We start from the raw sequence: 18360 nt of genomic DNA, 5'->3' as shown, positions 1-18360 counted from the left end.
TATTATATTTGAGCTTTATAGCAATATAGATTAGGGATTAATAGAGAAGAATATGAAAAATTCTTTTGCATGGTTTGGGGTTTTGATTGCGGCATTAGTGATCACGGCTTGTACTAACTTGATGCCGACCGATAATGATGTTGGAACATTAAGTGGAACAGTAAGTTATCGTGAGCGTGTAGTGTTACCGAATAATGCACGCATTATAGTGTCATTGGTTGAACAGTCTACTCAAGCTGATCATAGTGCGAGTAAAGTTATCAGCCAACATTCATTTTTAGCTGAAGGTGAACAGCCACCTGTTTCTTTCACGTTGAATTATGTGAAAAGTAAATTAAAGCCAGATACCTCATATCGTGTTATTGCTAAGATTGAAATCAATGATGAAGTATTGTTCAGTAATCAATCAACAGTAGATTTAAGCATTGAACCGTTAAAAACCACACACCTAGATATTCCATTGGTGAAAGTGTAATCCAATCGTTTTATACAATATTAGTAATGCCCGATTTATTCTATTTATTATGATTGAATAAGATAGTCGGGCATTTTGCTATTCAGGGTACCCATCCCAACGGTATGTTTTAAGGCTTACTCGTCCTTGTTCCGTCACAATAATCCCTTCATTACGCAATGCTGCTATTTGGCGAGCTCTACCGTTATCACATATTGAGATCTTTCCTTGGCTATTAATAACACGGTGCCAAGGCAACGCTGAACCTTGGGGAAGGTTCGAGAGTAAGCGGCCTACTTGACGTGCATAGCCAGGAAATCCTGAAAATTTTGCAATATCGCCATAAGTCGATATTTTACCAATAGGTATTTGATGCACTTGGCTGTAGATTTGCTGAGAAAAATCGTCCATATTTATAATTAGAGATAAAAAAAACCATCTTTTCTTAAACAACAGGATAACGCAAGGAGGTGTTGCCATGTTGTATAAAACATTACTAATCATTGTCACTTTATTATTGACCGTATTAGGGGTTAATGCCTTGGCGCATAGTCAGGGAGAGTTACCTATTCTTGCCCTTGCGATCCCAGCATTATGGCTGCTACCTCAGGGCGGTGTTGCGGCATGGCTATTATTGTTTGGACTAGGTGTATTTGGTTATGTATTGCCAGAACAACCAGTCGCGTTGTCTGTCAGCTTATTTATGATGTTACCGATTTTGATGATTTGCACATCGCCTAAGGGATGTTGGCAGTTAGGTTCATTGATGATCTCCATTGTATTAGCCATGAATGCAGGTTTAATGGCATTACAAGCGGAGGGTAAACTGCCGGGCTCTATTGGTGCGACTATTATTCAAATTATTGGTATTGCCATTATTTGGTTTGCTGCTAGAAGTTGGCGGCCTGTTGAAGGCAATACATGGTGGCCGCTTTTACTTGTGGTTCCCTTATGGGTTGGTGGCATGGAGCATGCTGCATTATTGGCTTTAAGTGTTACCGGTATTATTGCGGCACTTCAGTCTTTAAATAAATTACATCTTGATGAATGGATCCCTAAATTGGCTTGTGTATTACCTGCTGTTGGTTTTGCCACGCTAGTCATCATGCCGCAATTTGATGTTGCTAATCCGATATTAGTGTCTTGGCTACTGGTACTGGGTGGTGGGCTACTTGGTGAATCTTTATTAGACGATCCCGAGGAAGAAGAGTAAGTTAAATGAAGCAAGGCGATGGTTTTATTTTCAATATCTTAGTGTTTGGATAAATAACACACACTTGAACTATTGTTGCTATATAACAACTTGCAATATCGATGCGCTTAATAGATAATCTTCTCCGTTCTCGCAAGAGACAAAGAATCTATGGAGGCCCCCATTGGTCCTCCCGCAACACTAACTTGTGAACTCGGCCAGGCCCGGAAGGGAGCAACCGCAGCAGGCGATGTGTGTGCCGGGATGTGGCTGGTGGGGGCTTCCACCCATCTGCTATTCCTGTTGTTTACACCATACCTCTGCATAACCTATTTTTGTTGTAGTTTAGCTACAAAAAAGAGCGTTGTTATGTACAGGCGAAATCTAAGACATTCCCGCGTTAAAAACATCTTCAAATTTGTTAGCTCTAAGATGAATAAGGTCTTAACTGTAGAATCAAGATTAGAGTTTGATACCTGTTTCCATCTTGAATGCTCGCCAGATATTTCTTTTATAGAGGCGTAGCCAGAAGGTTTATACTATCTTTACGTTTAAAAATGATGAATGAATATCAATATTTATGCTTTATACGGCTCGATGTAGTACTGCAATAGAATTTCGTTATTCGCTTCTCCTCGTTTCTTGAACATAATACAGTAAGAGTCGTCTTCAGGTATTGTAAAATTATTCAGGTTCGTCTTGATTGAAGAAATTTTTTCTAAAAAGTAAATATCGTCGTTTTTATGCCAATGAATATTAAAATCAATATCTTTTAAGCTGTTGAATTCAAAATGCAGAACGTCATTAGTATGCGCTTTAAAGCACTCTTCTATAATATCACTCCTGTTTTCTTTAAAGTTAAAGGTCTTTTTTATCGTATCCTTTGAAAATGAAGCAGCAGAAAAGAGAAATAAATAAATATAAACCAATTTCATAAATATCCTTAAAAAATAGAAGTTATTTAAAGGCTAGCCTACTCATGAATATTATAAAGGTGGCTTTGATCAATATTTATACATTGAGAGACTCATAATACCTATTAGTTATTATCGTACATATTCGCTAATTGCTCTAAAAAAACAATATTACTGAATAGTTCTTGAAGCTCAGATAAGGCAGCTAATGTTTCTTCTAACGTTGGTTCTTTGTAGACAGTATCTTTGTATGTAGAACAGTTAATTAACTGGCTATACTCTATATCCGCTTTTTTCATGTAGATCCAAGAATTGTTATCGCTACGATCTTTTGGGATGGTTTTTGTTATATTGTTAATATTGGGAGAAATGAGTTTAAATAGTTCTAGTTCACCACTTTCAGAGTTGTCGTAAAGGAAAATATCTCCCATAACTAAGTCTTGTTTATTATGTTCAAAAAATGGGCCTCTGAATTGCCAATTTGAATTGTCATTATGGGAGTCAGGCAGATTACGATAGCTATCATTCGTTATTTTAGATAGTTCATAATAGTTATAACAACCATCTTGTTTTTTCACCTGGTAATAATCTCCAACTTCTCCTGCATTATTGTCTTTTTTTATGGTCAGAAATGTTCTACTTAAAAGTTTTACATCGCTATAAACACTCTTAATCCAATCAATCTTCTTTGATAGACTGGATCCCAAGGCAAGATTATCTTTGCCTTTAGTCGTAATGGCTACCATAACATTTAAGCCTTTATGTTTATACCACCAAGCGGAACCACTATCACCTGTGGTTGGCAGGGCCCATTTGTTACTATTGTTGTTTACTAGCCATATCAGAAAGGCATGTTGAGATATGATATGCGTTACAATATTTTCACCATATAAACGACGTTGTTGTCCATATGCAGGTTTGTAATCGTTTGATATGTCATTCCCAACCCCCCATAAACCGTAACCGACAAAGCTCACTTTAGCATTCTTCTTCAGAAAATTATCGTTAAGTATTGGAGAGGGTACAGGAAAACCAAATTGATCTAATAAAATGTCAACAGTCGGTAGTTTCAATATTGCCATATCATAATAGATGTGATCATTTTTGTGTGATAATGGTTTTCTAATTAGTGGTTTAGGTACAAAAATTTTACCTTTCCCCTTTGCAATTGTTTTTTTATTCCAAGATGTAAATGTTGCATTAATATCTGATTGTTGTTTGTTTTTATTATATTTCATACAATGTGCAGCAGTGAAAATATATGAAAATCCATTATTGTCTTGTCCTAATAACGTTGCAGTACATCGACCTTTTTTAGAACTTATACTTCCTACAGTTAAATATTCAGGGTGTAAACTCATTTCTCTAAGTATCTCATTGTCTACTTTGATACTTTCTGGGATATTATGAATATTTCCACCAATTTCTTGAAACTTGCTTTCAGAGAGAATAATTGAATGAGACGTTGAAATAGTAAGAAGCATTGATAAGACAATTAAAAATTTCATTGTTTCTAACCTTTTTAGGATATCTTAAATAAGACCGTGTTATTCGATTTATAATTTCAAAAAATAATTTTATTTTTTTATTTAATAAAATTAGATGTTTATAACACTTGTTTTTTTAATATGATTAATTCTCATTTTTTTAAATGAACTATAATTAAATAACATTCCGTCTTCATCTACGAGATGTTAACAATGAACATTAAATCCTATTTATTTACCTTACTTGCAATGTTTTCAAGCTATTGCTATTCAGATACCTATATATATATTACTAATAACTCCTCTGAAACTCTTAGCATAAATGTCAGTCACAGTGGTAAAGGAGATACATTAAGAGAAGGAAGTGAATGGACTCAGGATGCACAAACATTGATGCCATGGGAAACGAAAAAAGTATTAAGCTTTAATCGAAACTGGGGCGTTAAGAATAAAAAGAAATATTATTTTACAACATCAGTCACTTCCGAAAGTGGTAAACAAGTAAATTTACAGCAATATATGCGAGGCAGTTGGTGGGGATCTTCTCTCAAATACAAACTAAGTGCTGCTGATGTAAATACTTCTTACAAATCTGGTTATTCAATTTATAGATTTACATCTCATGATTATAGTGACTTATCGGCTGAATTAGCTTTTCGTGCTAAGAGAACATCGGGTTATGACGATATTTATTACACTATAACGCCAGTTAAACACTCTGAACCTCTAATTACTGATGACTCTTCCCTCAAGTTGATGACTTATAATATATGGGCTCTACCATTTATTGCTTCTCATATTTCAGATAGATTAGACGCCTTACCAGAATTTTTATCAGATTATGATGTTATTGCTTTCCAAGAAGTTTTTTCTGGAGAAAGATATTCTTTCTTGCAAGAGTTATCATCAGAGTACCCTTATCAAACCGAAGTATTAGATGCTCCAGGATTTAATGCGATGGATGGAGGAGTGATTATTGTTAGCCGATATCCAATTGTTGCAACAGATTACCATATATTCTCGCGTTGTAGCGGAACAGATTGCTTAGCAGATAAAGGTGCTGTTTATGCTGAAGTAGTTAAAGGTAGCAAGTCATATCATGTATTTGCGACTCATGCAGCTTCAACTGATTCTATTGATGCTAGAGTTGATCGTATTTATCAATTCTCTGAAATTAATAGTTTTTCTAGAAAGCAAAATATTCCAAATAATGAAGTCGTTATCTATAGTGGTGATTTTAATGTAAATAAAAATAAATTCTTTACACAAGATTACCAGTGGATGCATATGCTATTGAGAGCAAATGAGCCTACTTATACCGGATATACATCTGCAACCTATGATCCGACAATAAATAGCTATGCGAGCTCAAGTTCTGAATATTTAGACTACGTAGTCGTAAGTACTGAATATGGTCAGGTTGAATCAAATACAAATAGGGTTGATATTCCACGTTCTACGTCCTCTGGTTTGTGGTATCACTGGGATTTATCAGATCACTTTCCTGTTGTGGCGACAATTGCACAATGAGATGGCTCGCGCTTGTTTTCGTAATTTTTCTTATCAGCGTCGTTTATATGACGCTGATCACTCCTGCAAAAGTTATAGAGCCAAAAACGGTTAAAGCAGACAGGCTTATAAAAAGCCACGTAAACGAATTGATAGAACCTGAAATAGCCTTAAATGAGCACAATAATTTTGAATTGAAGAAGGTTGAAGAGAGCACTGATGAAAAGATTATGCGCATACATGTACTCAGCGACGAATTGCAATCACTAAAGGGAAATGCGTTATTAAATAAAATGACCAATTTTTGGGTTGAATGCAAGTCGACCCATACATGCGATGGGCAATTAATAGAATTAGAAAAACAATTACCTTACTCGTTATTTAAGCTGTTGAGTGACTTTGAATCACTTAGAGATGAGTGGTTGTTAGCTTCTCTAAGTATTCCGATGGAAATTCCCTTTAACGAAAAAGTCAATCAAGTTAGACAACAATACGAGACTGTCTGGGGGGAATATACTGATCTTTTATTTGAGGAAGAGTTTAAATATTATCGTTTTAGATCCGAAAGCAGGATATTGCAACAAGTCCCGCCTTCTGAATATATAGAACAATTAAACCGGATATTTGAACAACAGGCAGCGACAAACCTTGATATGTTTTTTCAATCAAAAAGTGCCACATTTGATTATGCTCTAAGGAATATACCTAATACATACAGTGAGGAAGAGCGAGCATTGCTCGTAAGAGAGCTTTCTTTGCTTTATTTAAATGAACAAGAAACAACCGATTTTTACAGAAGGGATCTGCAAATAAAAAATCAAAGGAAAGAAGTTGAAACATACCAGAAACAGCTTTTTGAGTTAAAAAAGAGTTTGGAAAGTATGCGTAATAATGAATATAGAACGTTATCTGATAATGAGTGGCAGAGGGTATACCAGGATCGGATCGGGGAATTTAAAAAGAGATTTTTTGACTATCAATGATATATAACTTATGTGCTATATAAATTGTGCAACACACACCGACAGAGCATTTTTGAAAGTAATGTTGATAAGATCACGATTTGTATTGGTAATTTATATTTCATGGTAATTATTCATAGCAAATAACAAATAGCATGAGATAATAGTGCGAACTTTTTGTGGTGAGACAACTAGTTAACAAAATGTGGTTAAAAAGTGTGCAATTAATGCTTTATTTTTGTCAGTGAAAACGGCAGAATGGCCTCACATTTGAACTCGGTCACTCTATTTGAATTGAATTTTCATAAAACACATTGTTGTTTACCGAGTTGGTGATAATGTCTCGCCGCATTCCGAATTCCTAAAGTAAAAAGGTTACAAATATGTCTGATGTACCAGAGTCTGTTGCAAATATTGCTGCTGTCGCTCAGCCAGTTGCTGAGTCTTCAGGTTCAGTGTGGGGTTATGTAGCAGGTGGCGTGGTTTTATTAATCATTGCCGGTATTTATGGTTATAAGAAAATTAACCAACCTGCATTTGTGATTAAGCAGGTACGTAAGAAAAACCTGAAAGAAATGAAAAAGCAGGGCATTGAAAACTCTGAGTTTATGGTAGATATGGATAAGCTACTAGAATCAATGCTTGCATACACGACTGAAAATAAAATGAAAGGTGCAGACGTTGTGACGTTGTTGAAGCCTTTGAATGATAAAGATCGTGTAAAAACGCCAAAAGATATGTACAACTCTATGATTTATATTGCTAATGAAATTAAAGATGTGTCATTGGCTAAAGAGTTTAAAAATAAGTCTAAGCAAGTGAAATCAAGCTCAGCATTAATGGCTGGCTTGTTAAAGCGTGCTGGTATCTAATTGATACTTAATATATATACGAAGGGCTGATTATTATCAGCCCTTTTTTTATTGTGACGCAGTACGATAAATTTTTAACGGGTCAAATATCAATAGAAGGGCTATGATAGTTCAATGTAACGCAACGCTTTGTGCATTTATCCATTGTTTTTAGAATCAGTTCATTATGCTCTATTTTAAACGCGATAAAACCACAACGGCTAGTTGGAGCACTAAAGTAAAAGCCTTGTGTATAGTCAATCAGCAACGATTTTAGGGTATTTAACTGCGTCTCTGTCTCTACACCCTCTGCGACTAACTTACATTCTAACTCTTTTCCGAGTGAAGCGATGTTATTCAAAATTGAGCTTGTGACTGCATCTGTATCAGCAGAATTTACAAACAGTTTATCAATTTTAATAATATCAAAATTGAGCTCTTTTAAGCTTGATAGGCTGGAAAAACCCGTTCCAAAATCATCAAGAGCCCAACGAACACCTAAGCTACGAAAACGCTGCATGATGTTATCTAATTTGATAAATGCATTGGTTGTGTTTTCTCTTTCTGTCATTTCAAAGACTAAGCCTTGTTGTAATGACGGGTTCTGCTTAATTAACAATATGACATCATCAACAAATTTGGGATCGTTGAGCATAGATAGAGTAACGTTTATCGAAACGTAAAAATCTTTATTTGAATGAGCTATTAAAGGCTTATCAATTGAAAGCTGTTTTAATAATTGTAACGTTATCGGTTTTATTTGCCCATTCGATTCTACTTTTGTAATAAATTGGTTTGGGGTGATCAATTTAGCATGACGATATAGCCAGCGACAGAGTAATTCGGCTCCAATGATCTGGTGAGTTTTATTACACACAATAGGTTGATAATAAGGAATAAACTCATTATTTTTTATTGCTCTGTCTATATCCTTTTTAAATGAGAAGTTATTAGTTTGAATGTAATTAATAATAAGGATAATGAACATGCACAAAATAAAAATAAAAGCAGACAATGCCGCTATACTCAATAACACCTGAGAAGGTTTAGCACCAACAATCACTTTAAAAGGAAATTGAGTTGAATGGTATGACTTATGGAATAAATAGTTTCTCTTATGATTAATTAATATATTCCCGCTATTGGTAACGACATAACCTCGTAAATACTCATCCGCATTAGTTAACCAGTCATCCATATAAGGTGCGTTTATAAATAACTGATAAAAGCCCTTTTTACCTTTAACGACAAGATGTAATTCATCGATCTGATCAAGTGAGCTACGTTTGCGATAAAGTAGTGGTAATTTATCCTTTTTTAATCGTTCAATCAGGCTAGGTGAAATTGGAGTATGCAAAGAGGCATTACGATCTGAATAGATGTAATGATTGTTTTGAAAGTAGGCAACACTTCGTAGAGAGCGAGAAGAAAGAACCAATGTCACCAAATCATGCATACTTTTAGCGTCTGGTTGGTTCTCTGGTAGATCTAAAACGCTAGAAATACGTTTATTTAACGTTTTATTTAATGCGCTCGCAATATCTTTACTTAAATTACTACACCGAATATTTAAGTATGTAAAGGTAATAGGCGTAGCAATTAAAATAGCTAACAAAGCTAGTTGAAACATTTTTTTTACTGTAAATGACATAATGAAGTTTGTTTCATACTGTTAAATAACGCCAATTAAAAGTATACCTCTATAGTATATTATTGCCATTTTAAATATTTGGTTGAGTCGATAAAAGATACTAATGGTGAAAAGTTGTATCTTTTATCTTTTGGTGAGAATTGAGCTAATTTTTTAAAAATATGGCGTCTATGCTTTATTTTCAAAGTCTTTGCGAACAATTTCTAAAGCGGAAAGTACGATCTCTGGGGCAATGTCATTACTCTCTAATAAATAAATTAAATCTACCGCGAGCTTTATTTCTTCCGGTGCATTTTCTAATGTATTTGTTGTTATTTGGTTATCAGGCATAATTTCTCTTTATCGCTATTTGTTGTGTACGAATAATGCTGCATAAATAAGTTGTAAGTGTAGCTCGACTAAATCTTGATGATTTGTTCTATATCCACCACCGATGACTGCGGCAACAGGAATATTCTGCGCTTTAGATTGGGTTAAAATATAATGATCTCGTAGGTATAAACCTTGTTTAGAAACATCAAAATATCCCAGTTCATCATGCTGGTGGATATCAACGCCGGCATCGTATATGACCAAATCGGGTTGGTGCTGAGCAAGCAGAAGAGGGAGAACACCTTGCAATGCCGTGAGGTAATCATCTGTTGAAGTGTTTCTTTCTAAAGCAAGGTCTACATCTGAATCAGGCTTACGAGCTGGGAAATTTTTATCACAATGAACAGAAAAAGTAATGATGTTGGGATCATTGGTAAGTAGTGTTGCTGTGCCGTCACCATGATGTACATCACAATCAATAATCATGACTTTGTCGATATGAGAATAAGATAAAGCATGCTTAGCTGCGATGGCTAAGTCATTAAATAGACAAAAACCACTACCAAAATCATGATGGGCGTGATGATAACCACCACTTAAATGAATGGCTATACCGTGCTCAAGTGCTAAATCAACCGTTAATTGAGTGCCACCTGTTGAGAGTAGGGTTCGAGTGATTAATTCATTACTCCAAGGGAACCCGATACGGCGCATTTTTGCTGCTGGCAATCTATTAAAGAGTAAGTTATCAACATATTCACTATTATGAATGGCCTTAATTTTGGCAATATCAGCCCTATTAGGTTGGTGAATACTTACCTTGTTACTTAATTCTGAGTGAAAAATAGCCTCAAACAGCAGTCGGTATTTATTAATAGGGTAACGATGCTTTTCTGGCAAGGTTAGAGCCGAGTATTGAGAATGGTAAATCAGAGGAAGCATTGTTAGCCTTTTCTCTCTCTGTTACTGATGTCAGTTTCAATTTTTATCAAAGCAGCTTGGCAGCGACTTATCCTACCTTCAAGGGCTAGAATTTCTTTTTGAAGCTGTTGCTGCTCAAATTGTGAAGCACAACGACTAATTAATAACTCTTTATCACGAAGCATGGCTTTTAAACGGCGTTCCCAATCTTTATGTTGATTAAGATCTTGATATATTTCATTAATTGGTCTGCGCCAGACAGCTTGATTTTTCGGCTCTTTTTTACGAATGTTTTGTGTGGCTAGTTCACGCTGGATAGCTTGAATTTGGCTCACAATTTTTTCACAGAGATGCTGTGTTCTTGCGGGTAATAAACGTCCGGCTTGTTGCTCTTTTTGTAATAACTGGAGCTCATTATGGACTTCATTGACGCAAGGGGTAAGCAACTTACTACGTGTTTTAAATAGCGTTTCGTCAAACAGAGGCTTAAAGGATTCGCCACGTTTACGGTCAACGTCAGCTGTTTGTTGTTTTAATTGTTCAATCAGTGAAATAAGACGAGATAAGTCAATCATAGAGAAACCTTGTATTACAAGCTAAGTTAGAACCAAGCTTGCCAAGCTAATTTAATTGCTAAAATTAAAACAACAGTGACAAAAACAGGTCGAATAAACTTTGCGCCAAAGCGTATTGCAGAATGAGCACCAATGTAAGCACCTAGCATTAAACATATCCCCATTGTTAAACCTAGTGCAAAATTGACTTGCCCTAAGACAATGAAAGTAACTAATGAAGTAATGTTACTGGTGAAATTCATCGCTTTTGCAAGGCCGCAAGCACGGAGCATGTCTAACCGATATAAAATCATGCTAGAAACTGTCCAAAAAGCGCCTGTGCCAGGGCCAGCAATGCCATCATAAAAGCCGATACTTGTTCCTTGAAGCCATTGCTTAAGTTTTAGCATAGGGGTGACTGATGGTAATACGTATTGCTCTTCTTTTGGCTGGGGATGCCAAATAGTATAGATAGCCACGGCAAAGATAAGCAGAGGTAAGCCTTTTTCTAGCCACTCACTACTAACTAGATTAACAATTAAGGTACCTGTTATTGCGCCAATAAATGTAGCGATAAAGGAAGCAAGCCAAAAACGTGGTGAGAATAGGTTTTTTTTATAATAAGTCCAAGCCGCTGTTGCAGAGGCAAAGCTTGCAGCAAGTTTATTGGTACCTAAAGCAATATGTGGCGGTAACCCTAGTGATAGCAAGGCAGGGACGGTGAGCATTCCGCCACCGCCTGCAACCGCATCAATAAAGCCAGCGGCAAGGGCAATAATACCGAGTATCAGTAAGGTACTCGGTTCTATCATTTCAATCATTAATTATTCTTTTTTATTCATTTAGTTATATTCAATAACCCGTTTAAAAGGAGGCAGAGAGTCTAATAATGATTTTCCATATCGACGGGTAATAATTCGACGGTCAAGAATCACTACTCTACCAGAGTCCTGCTCTTTTCGCAGTAAGCGACCGACGGATTGAATAAGCTTTTTACTGGCTTCTGGTACTGATATTTGTAAGAAGGGATTTCCGCCTCTGCTTTCAATATATTCAGCGTGGGCTTCTTCTACTGGTGATGTGGGTACAGCAAATGGAATCTTGGTAATAATTAAATTCGTTAGTAAATCACCAGGTAAATCAAGACCTTCAGAAAAACTTCCGGTACCAAATAAGATGCTAGCTTTACCGCTTTTACAGTTTTCTTTATGTTTTTTTAGGGTTTCATTACGTGACTCTTCGCCTTGTACCAATAATTCCCATTTATTCTTTTTCGCTAGTGGGCGTAATGCCTCGGCGACTTTATTCATTTGCCAATAGGAAGAGAACAACACCAAACTTGCAGTTTCACCTTCAAGGTATTCAGGTAATATTTCAATTAATAAGTCAGTAAATGCTTCGGCTTGTGGTTCCATTTTTAAAGAGGGGATCACTAATCGCGCATTATTTTGATAATCAAATGGAGATGCCAGTGCTAAAAAGCGTGTTCCATCCGTTTCTGAAACACCAGCCTGACGGCAGAAGAAGTTAAATTGGTTTAAAGCACGCAAGGTTGCTGAAACTAAAATAGATCCTGCTGCGCGACTCCAAAGTAGCTGATCTAGCCGATAGCCGACTTCAAGTGGCGAAACTTCAATAATGTAGTCATTTTCCCGTTCGGGACTTTTTTCTATCCAACGAGCTAACGGAGCCCCTTTTTTATTATTTGGCTGCGCCATCAGTGTCCAGACTTTTTCAAGGTTTTCCACGCGCTGAAGATAAAAACCGATTTCAGTAAGTGCTTGCTCACCTAATCGAGGAATAATTTCGTTTTCTTTCGTACGCTCGGAGATTAAATCTTGGATCTTACCCAATGATTGCATGACTTTTTTACTGGCTTCTTTACAGCCTTTCGCTTCTTCTTCTAACCATTGTGGTAATTCACCATGTTCAAAACGATACACGCCATCTTTATTAAAAATAGCGGGATCAATATTATTGGCAATTTGACTTAATGTTGGAATTAAGTGCTGGATATTATCCTGTATTGCATTTTGAAAGCGATTGGCTTTTTGATAGTCAGCGAGCTCTGCGTATTTACTAACATTTTGATTGAGTTTTTCTAGCCAACTTGCTGCACCTTTCAAACTCGCAGCGGCAGATGAGAAGTCACGTGCGACTTGTGGCAGATGGTGGGCCTCATCAATCACATAAATAGTTTGCTCAGGCTCAGGCAAGATAACCCCACCACCTAGTTCAATATCAGCCATTAACAAAGCATGGTTAGCCACAATAACATCCGCTTTATCTAAGTGCTCACGTGCTTTAGCAAAAGGGCATGTACGATGTTTAGGCATACCAGCATGACAGCTATGTTTATCTGCCATAATTTGCATCCAAACACGATCAGGAATTGTTGTTGGCCAACTGTCTCTGTCGCCATCCCATTTCTTTTGCTCGGTTGCCTTTAGCATTCGTTTTAGCAGATCGAGATCAGATTTTTTAGGTTTTTCTTCCCACATGGCGAGTTGAGGATCACCATCAGGTGAACAGCATGCTTCTAACTTATGGTTACAGCAATAGCGTTGACGCCCTTTGGCGAGAATAAAACTGAATTCCTTTGGGAAAATTTGATTAAACAACGGGAGATCTTTGTTGATTAGCTGTTCTTGCAGCGCAACGGTTGCTGTCGAGATCAATAGCTTTTTATTATTGAATAACGCGAAAGGGATCCCACCGAGTAAATAGGCTAAAGATTTACCGATCCCTGTACCAGCCTCAGCCACTAACATTCGATTTTTTTTGTGGTATTCCCCAGCCAGCGTTTTTGCTATTTCTGACACCAAATAGTTTTGTGCGCGACGCGGAATAAAGTTATCTAGCTGTTTTCCTAAATTCTCATAGCACTGCTTGATATCGGTTTTTACTTGGCTGTGTAACATGGCTGAAATTTCATAATGGCAGGGGACGGCATTGTAGCATGAAGTATCGGTGTTCAAAGTGAATAACGTGGAGTGAGGTGAAATTCAGAGCGTTGAACGGTGCATAATAAGTCATGTGTTTGTTTTAGTACTGACATTTAAGAAACAAAGATAACAATCTCATCAAGTATTAAAGGTGGAATGACAGGAAAGGTGTTTATAAGGAATTTATTTGAGTGATAGGAGCGATATACGGAGACAAAATAATAGTTGTATTGTGCTTTGGATCACGATTGCGAATAGAAAACTGTAATATTAAATACCATAAATGACGACTGGAAACGATCGTCCATTCAAAATGTTTTTTAAAGTTTAAATAGCTAAAATGCCTATTTTTATGTTTTGTTTTTAGTTTTTTATTCTGTTTATTTACACTTTTTAATGGTTTAAATAAAAGGAAAAGCGCCATTTGATAGTGTTTGTTATTTGTATTTCTTTGCTGTAACTGATTGAAAATTATGATCGTTTTATGTTTTTTTATATTTATTTTATGAAATTTGACAAAAATATTGAACTTCTGTCAGGATGCGAGCCACGAACACCAACTCCTTGTTATTTTAGTTTTTTATTTTTAGAACTGTTGCATAACAAGGAGAAAATAAACAGGAGTGCCGGGAATGGTTCTCCATAAATAAGATAAAGAAAGGCAGTGGACTTATCATGAAAAAAACTCTTTTAGCTCTTGCTGTACTAACAGCTGGTTCTGCAAATGCAGGCATCAACCTATATGACGCAAACGGTGTTAAAGTTGACCTATCTGGTGCTGTTGAAGTTCAAGTTTATGACGGTTATGCAAAAAACGAAGATACAACAATCCGTCTGGATGACGGTGATTTATCTCTAAATGCATCTGTTGCAGTTAGCGATAATCTAAATGTTGTTTCTGGTACTGCGTTTAAATACGAAAGTAAAGAAGTAAAAAATGATGAACTATGGGCTGGTTTCTCAGGTGATTTCGGTACGCTAACATTTGGTCGTCAATTACTTGTTTCAGATGATTCAGGTATTGGTAAAGACTACGAAATGGGTCTAGAGCAAGTAAGCTTTGCTCAAACTGAAGGCGACCGTGCAATTAAGTACGTTTACGACAACGGTACTTTCTACGCTGCTGCTTCTCATAACTTAGGTTCTGATAACAAAACAGAGATCACTGATGGTCGTTTAGGTTTCCGTACTGCTGGTCTTGACGTGCGTGTATACGGTTACGATGCTGAGCGTGTTGGCTACAAAGGTCTAGAAAATTTTGGTGAAGTTGACGGTAAGCCAGTTGTTAAGCCTGGTAAAGCTGGCGATGATGTTCGTGGTTACAACCTAGAAGCGGAATACGCATTCGGTGCTGTAAACCTAGCTGCTTCTTTCGGTCAAATTAAATACAAACACTCTGATACTAAGAAAGTTCAGAAAGACTTAGATCTATACGAAGTTAACGGTTCTTACACATTAGACAAAACAACGTTCGCTCTAGGTTATGTTCACGCTAAAGACCGTCACGAAGATGTTTCTCATGACAACGTATACGCTAACGTAACGCAACAACTACACAGCAATGTTAAAGCATACGCTGAAGTTGGTTACGCTGATAACGACAAGATCTTCAACGAAGTTGAAGAGTTCGGTTACGTTGCTGGTCTAGAAGTTAAATTCTAATTATAGAGTTTACTACCAATAAGCCGCCATTTTGGCGGCTTTTTTATTACATTTTTTCTATAGCTGTTGATATAAATTGCTATAGAAAGAGTTTGATGATCCAACGCTGTATATAAGGGATGTAAAATGAAAAAAATCTTATTGCTAGTCGCATTATTTTCTGGTGCTGTTAATGCGGCAACCTTATCGGTAGGTAATAATCTTGAGTTGTTGGTTGTAGATGGTAAGGAAGTAAAATCAGGCCGCTTCTCTCATGCTGAAAGTATTGAATTATCTGAAGGCAAGCACCAAGTAGTGGTACGTTTTGATGGTGAAGTGAAGCGTGGCTCAAAAACAACAATTTATACAACGCGTCCATATCTATTTGATATTAATATGACTTCGCAAGATGCGGAAATCACCTTGCCACGTTTAACCACAGAATCACAAGCAAAAGCATATTTTGACCGCGATCCAAAATGGATATTAGAGACAGAAGGTGGTGAGAAATTATCGTTAGATGCGGTTGAACTTATTGGTGAAGGTTTTGGAGCGTATAGTGACATGCCGGCACTTGTGGCTGAATATAATAAAAACAACGGTATCATTATTGAAAACGGTAACCCTGTTGATTTACAAAAAACAGTGGTAGAAGTTGATGATAAAACAGGAAAAGTTCAGATCACGGGTGATGCGTTAACGCAATTAAAGTTATGGTATAGCAAGGCATCTAAAGACGATAAAAAAGCGTTTAAAATTTGGATGGCAGAGCACGATTTTAATTAAGACTTACGCTACATTGTAAAAAGCAAAAGGCAGCGACTATCGCTGCCTTTTTCTATATATGTCATTTATTAATGAAGATCAGTCGTGGTGATAACGGCTATGCTCACGACATGCTTTACAGCGAGGTTGTGCTGGATCTTGCTCTAAATCACGGTATTCAATTTCTTCTTCACAATCAGTACATAAACCATACATACCTAGTTTAAATGAACAGACTGCGGCATCTACTTTTTCAAGACGAATTGCAGTATCAAAAAGAGCAGGAATGAATGATGCTTTCGCCATCGCAATCAGGTCGTTAAGTTCTGCATCATTAATCTTTGCAGGATCAGTAACTAGGCTATTGAGCTGTATTTTATTTTTTAATTCTTCCGCTAGGGTTAAAAATTCTGTATTTAGCGGGCTCTGAAATTGTTGATAATTCATGTCTACCATTGCCGTAATGATTGATTCAATAGAGAAAATTAAACATCACTGTCATTAATTATGGGGATTGATATGAAACAAGAGAGTTGCGAGAAATTTTAAATATTAACGAATCCTCCCAAGTTCATTTTTAGTTTAGGTGATATTCATTTTTGAGTTGTGATTTGAATCAAGTCTTAGTGTAAATTTATATCAATAACCCTATTTTCTTTCGGTTTTTGCTAAAAAAATTATCAGATAGAATTTTTTTTTAACAAATATAAAGAAAAAAAAACAAGTTCAGTATCTTCGTCACAGCACTGTCAATTATCTTATATAAAGAAGTAGAGATGGATCATGAATTTGAAGACCCGTTTAGCGTGAAGTATTTCTGTGGTCTGTTGTTATTAATTGCTCTACCGACTTTGCCTGCGAACCTCACTTCTCTTGGGATTATATTAAACTAGGTTAGTCATATGATTAATTTGTTTTGTTACCTATTATTTGATTTATAAGTTTTAATCATCGCTATACTAACCTTATATCTTGCTTCAATATGGAGGTAGCAATGGACACAAGGAATAGCATGATAATGCGACAGAATGCCAATTTAAAAACAAGAGTTGTCTCATCTTTATATGTGGTTACAGGAGCCACCTGTGTTGTCTTAGGGGTGATAGGGATTTTTTTACCACTGTTGCCAACAACCCCATTTTTACTGCTAGCCAGTGCGTGTTTTATGCGAGGTTCACCACGTTTAAATCATTGGCTACGTCATCATCCTACCTTTGGACCGATTTTAGATAATTGGTATCAGCATCGTGCTGTCTCTTCTACCGTAAAACGTCGTGGTAACATCATGATAGTGTGCAGTTTTGCACTGTCTATTTTTCTTGTGCCGTTATGGTGGCATAAATTGATGTTGTTGGTGATGGCGATGACATTGCTCTTTTTCTTTAATAGGTTGACAGTAATTGATAAAACTATGGCTGCAGAGCTAGTTGCTGACAAGCAGGAAAACCAATAAACTGCAGCAATAATTCATGACAGATAATTTTGATATTTATCTGCCGGAGTTGATGATATTGCCTGCGATTGAGTAGGCATTTTATTTCTCGCTTGATACTTATCAGCATTGTGAAAGCACGGAAACGATTATGAACCAAGAAACACTTAACTTGATTAAAAATAGTATTCAATCAATTCAAGATTACCCAAAACCGGGGATCTTATTCCGTGATGTGACGAGTTTGATGGAGCAGCCTGAAGCTTACCGTGCAACGATTGCTATTTTAGCTGAAAAGTATAAAGATCAAGGTATTACCAAAATTATCGGTACTGAAGCGCGCGGATTTCTGTTTGGTGCGCCATTAGCATTAGAACTTGGCGTTGGTTTTGTGCCTGTTCGTAAGCCAGGTAAATTACCGCGTGAAGTGATTGCTGAAAGTTACGAGTTAGAATACGGCAAAGACACATTAGAAATTCACAAAGATGCAATTAAACCTGGTGATCGCGTATTGCTTGTAGACGATTTATTGGCAACAGGTGGCACCATTGAAGCGACAACGAATTTAGTGCGTCGTTTAGGTGGTATTGTAGATGACGCTGCATTTGTTATTAACTTGCCAGATATCGGCGGTGAAGCACGCCTGCAAGGCTTAGGCTTAAATGTATATGCTATTTGTGACTTCCCCGGCCACTAAGTATAAATAGAATATTGAACAGTAAGTAAGCCAGATGTTTACTTACTGTTTATTTGCTTAATGATTGCTCTCT

The 18360-nt window shown here is 36.6% G+C and carries 18 protein-coding genes and 1 other RNA gene; 10 read left to right on the top strand and 9 right to left on the bottom strand.

Annotated elements, in window-relative coordinates:
- Positions 1-52 precede the first annotated feature (52 nt).
- On the top strand, positions 53-475 hold the full coding sequence (locus C9J40_RS02440; RefSeq protein ID WP_107205537.1) for a YbaY family lipoprotein: 423 nt from the start codon (positions 53-55) through the stop codon (positions 473-475).
- 78 nt (positions 476-553) lie between these two features.
- Here the strand turns inward: C9J40_RS02440 and C9J40_RS02435 are convergent, their stop codons facing one another.
- On the bottom strand, positions 554-865 hold the full coding sequence (locus C9J40_RS02435; RefSeq protein ID WP_107205538.1) for an MGMT family protein: 312 nt from the start codon (positions 863-865) through the stop codon (positions 554-556).
- A 67-nt stretch (positions 866-932) separates the two neighbouring features.
- On the opposite strand from C9J40_RS02435, the gene C9J40_RS02430 reads away from it, so the two are divergent.
- Positions 933-1667, top strand: a complete 735-nt coding sequence (locus C9J40_RS02430) for a hypothetical protein (protein ID WP_107205539.1) — start codon at positions 933-935, stop codon at positions 1665-1667.
- A 161-nt stretch (positions 1668-1828) separates the two neighbouring features.
- Positions 1829-1925, top strand: an RNA gene (gene ffs / locus C9J40_RS02425) — signal recognition particle sRNA small type.
- A 760-nt stretch (positions 1926-2685) separates the two neighbouring features.
- Here the strand turns inward: ffs and C9J40_RS02415 are convergent.
- Positions 2686-4068, bottom strand: a complete 1383-nt coding sequence (locus C9J40_RS02415) for a trypsin-like serine protease (RefSeq protein WP_107205541.1) — start codon at positions 4066-4068, stop codon at positions 2686-2688.
- Between the two features lie 192 nt (positions 4069-4260).
- On the opposite strand from C9J40_RS02415, the gene C9J40_RS02410 reads away from it, so the two are divergent.
- The 3 genes from C9J40_RS02410 (at position 4261) to C9J40_RS02400 (ending at position 7390) form a co-directional block, all read left to right on the top strand.
- Positions 4261-5577 carry a sphingomyelin phosphodiesterase gene (locus C9J40_RS02410; protein WP_107245606.1) on the top strand — a complete coding sequence of 439 codons (1317 nt, stop codon included), beginning with the start codon at positions 4261-4263 and terminating at the stop codon, positions 5575-5577.
- 47 nt (positions 5578-5624) lie between these two features.
- On the top strand, positions 5625-6539 hold the full coding sequence (locus tag C9J40_RS02405) for a hypothetical protein (protein WP_146144052.1): 915 nt from the start codon (positions 5625-5627) through the stop codon (positions 6537-6539).
- Positions 6540-6901: 362 nt separating this feature from the next.
- Positions 6902-7390: a hypothetical protein gene (locus tag C9J40_RS02400; protein ID WP_005370451.1), complete on the top strand. Its 489-nt coding sequence runs from the start codon at positions 6902-6904 to the stop codon at positions 7388-7390.
- Positions 7391-7472: 82 nt separating this feature from the next.
- Here the strand turns inward: C9J40_RS02400 and C9J40_RS02395 are convergent, their stop codons facing one another.
- The 6 genes from C9J40_RS02395 to dinG all read right to left on the bottom strand — a co-directional run bounded on the left by C9J40_RS02395 (position 7473) and on the right by dinG (position 13728).
- Positions 7473-8999, bottom strand: a complete 1527-nt coding sequence (locus C9J40_RS02395; protein ID WP_233220289.1) for an EAL domain-containing protein — start codon at positions 8997-8999, stop codon at positions 7473-7475.
- 189 nt (positions 9000-9188) lie between these two features.
- On the bottom strand, positions 9189-9350 hold the full coding sequence (rsmS, locus tag C9J40_RS02390; protein ID WP_107205544.1) for a pleiotropic regulatory protein RsmS: 162 nt from the start codon (positions 9348-9350) through the stop codon (positions 9189-9191).
- Positions 9351-9365: 15 nt separating this feature from the next.
- On the bottom strand, positions 9366-10274 hold the full coding sequence (locus tag C9J40_RS02385; protein ID WP_107245604.1) for a histone deacetylase: 909 nt from the start codon (positions 10272-10274) through the stop codon (positions 9366-9368).
- Positions 10275-10276: 2 nt separating this feature from the next.
- The gene (priC, locus tag C9J40_RS02380) at positions 10277-10828 is read right to left on the bottom strand and encodes a primosomal replication protein PriC (RefSeq protein WP_107245602.1); all 552 of its coding nucleotides are present in this window, start codon (positions 10826-10828) and stop codon (positions 10277-10279) included.
- A 26-nt stretch (positions 10829-10854) separates the two neighbouring features.
- Positions 10855-11628: a TSUP family transporter gene (locus tag C9J40_RS02375; protein ID WP_158259263.1), complete on the bottom strand. Its 774-nt coding sequence runs from the start codon at positions 11626-11628 to the stop codon at positions 10855-10857.
- Between the two features lie 21 nt (positions 11629-11649).
- Positions 11650-13728 (bottom strand): ATP-dependent DNA helicase DinG, encoded by a 2079-nt coding sequence (gene dinG, locus C9J40_RS02370; RefSeq protein ID WP_107245601.1) that lies wholly within the window; start codon positions 13726-13728, stop codon positions 11650-11652.
- Positions 13729-14427: 699 nt separating this feature from the next.
- On the opposite strand from dinG, the gene C9J40_RS02365 reads away from it, so the two are divergent.
- Entirely contained in the window at positions 14428-15414 is a 987-nt protein-coding gene (locus tag C9J40_RS02365; protein WP_107205548.1) for a porin, read from the top strand.
- A gap of 126 nt (positions 15415-15540) precedes the next feature.
- Positions 15541-16179, top strand: a complete 639-nt coding sequence (locus tag C9J40_RS02360) for a DUF2057 domain-containing protein (RefSeq protein WP_107205549.1) — start codon at positions 15541-15543, stop codon at positions 16177-16179.
- 78 nt (positions 16180-16257) lie between these two features.
- On the opposite strand, the gene C9J40_RS02355 is transcribed toward C9J40_RS02360, so the two are convergent.
- A complete protein-coding gene (locus C9J40_RS02355; RefSeq protein WP_107205550.1) occupies positions 16258-16605 on the bottom strand; it encodes a conjugal transfer protein TraR in 348 nt (115 codons plus the stop codon).
- 571 nt (positions 16606-17176) lie between these two features.
- Between C9J40_RS02355 and C9J40_RS02350 the strand changes: the two genes are divergently transcribed.
- Together C9J40_RS02350 and apt are read left to right on the top strand one after the other, a co-directional pair.
- Complete coding sequence (locus tag C9J40_RS02350) at positions 17177-17611, top strand: YbaN family protein (RefSeq protein WP_107205551.1); 435 nt, start codon at positions 17177-17179, stop codon at positions 17609-17611.
- A 130-nt stretch (positions 17612-17741) separates the two neighbouring features.
- Positions 17742-18287, top strand: coding sequence for an adenine phosphoribosyltransferase (apt, locus tag C9J40_RS02345; protein ID WP_005370463.1), 546 nt, complete (start codon positions 17742-17744; stop codon positions 18285-18287).
- Positions 18288-18360 lie beyond the last annotated feature (73 nt).

Source organism: Photobacterium sp. GB-72, assembly GCF_003026095.1.
Classification (GTDB): Bacteria; Pseudomonadota; Gammaproteobacteria; order Enterobacterales; family Vibrionaceae; genus Photobacterium.
Note: the sequence above shows the minus strand (reverse complement) of the source record. Positions and strands in the feature narration are given on the sequence as shown.

Bases quoted from the DNA above. Each gene is read 5' to 3' on its own strand.
- C9J40_RS02415 (WP_107205541.1), bottom strand. From the start codon at position 4,068: ATGAAATTTTTAATTGTCTTATCAATGCTTCTTACTATTTCAACGTCT.
- C9J40_RS02440 (WP_107205537.1), top strand. From the start codon at position 53: ATGAAAAATTCTTTTGCATGGTTTGGGGTTTTGATTGCGGCATTAGTG.
- C9J40_RS02365 (WP_107205548.1), top strand. From the start codon at position 14,428: ATGAAAAAAACTCTTTTAGCTCTTGCTGTACTAACAGCTGGTTCTGCA.
- C9J40_RS02400 (WP_005370451.1), top strand. From the start codon at position 6,902: ATGTCTGATGTACCAGAGTCTGTTGCAAATATTGCTGCTGTCGCTCAG.
- rsmS (WP_107205544.1), bottom strand. From the start codon at position 9,350: ATGCCTGATAACCAAATAACAACAAATACATTAGAAAATGCACCGGAA.
- C9J40_RS02375 (WP_158259263.1), bottom strand. From the start codon at position 11,628: ATGATTGAAATGATAGAACCGAGTACCTTACTGATACTCGGTATTATT.
- apt (WP_005370463.1), top strand. From the start codon at position 17,742: ATGAACCAAGAAACACTTAACTTGATTAAAAATAGTATTCAATCAATT.
- C9J40_RS02430 (WP_107205539.1), top strand. From the start codon at position 933: ATGTTGTATAAAACATTACTAATCATTGTCACTTTATTATTGACCGTA.
- C9J40_RS02360 (WP_107205549.1), top strand. From the start codon at position 15,541: ATGAAAAAAATCTTATTGCTAGTCGCATTATTTTCTGGTGCTGTTAAT.
- dinG (WP_107245601.1), bottom strand. From the start codon at position 13,728: ATGTTACACAGCCAAGTAAAAACCGATATCAAGCAGTGCTATGAGAAT.
- C9J40_RS02385 (WP_107245604.1), bottom strand. From the start codon at position 10,274: ATGCTTCCTCTGATTTACCATTCTCAATACTCGGCTCTAACCTTGCCA.
- C9J40_RS02355 (WP_107205550.1), bottom strand. From the start codon at position 16,605: ATGAATTATCAACAATTTCAGAGCCCGCTAAATACAGAATTTTTAACC.
- C9J40_RS02395 (WP_233220289.1), bottom strand. From the start codon at position 8,999: ATGTTTCAACTAGCTTTGTTAGCTATTTTAATTGCTACGCCTATTACC.
- priC (WP_107245602.1), bottom strand. From the start codon at position 10,828: ATGATTGACTTATCTCGTCTTATTTCACTGATTGAACAATTAAAACAA.
- C9J40_RS02405 (WP_146144052.1), top strand. From the start codon at position 5,625: ATGACGCTGATCACTCCTGCAAAAGTTATAGAGCCAAAAACGGTTAAA.
- C9J40_RS02350 (WP_107205551.1), top strand. From the start codon at position 17,177: ATGCGACAGAATGCCAATTTAAAAACAAGAGTTGTCTCATCTTTATAT.
- C9J40_RS02435 (WP_107205538.1), bottom strand. From the start codon at position 865: ATGGACGATTTTTCTCAGCAAATCTACAGCCAAGTGCATCAAATACCT.
- C9J40_RS02410 (WP_107245606.1), top strand. From the start codon at position 4,261: ATGAACATTAAATCCTATTTATTTACCTTACTTGCAATGTTTTCAAGC.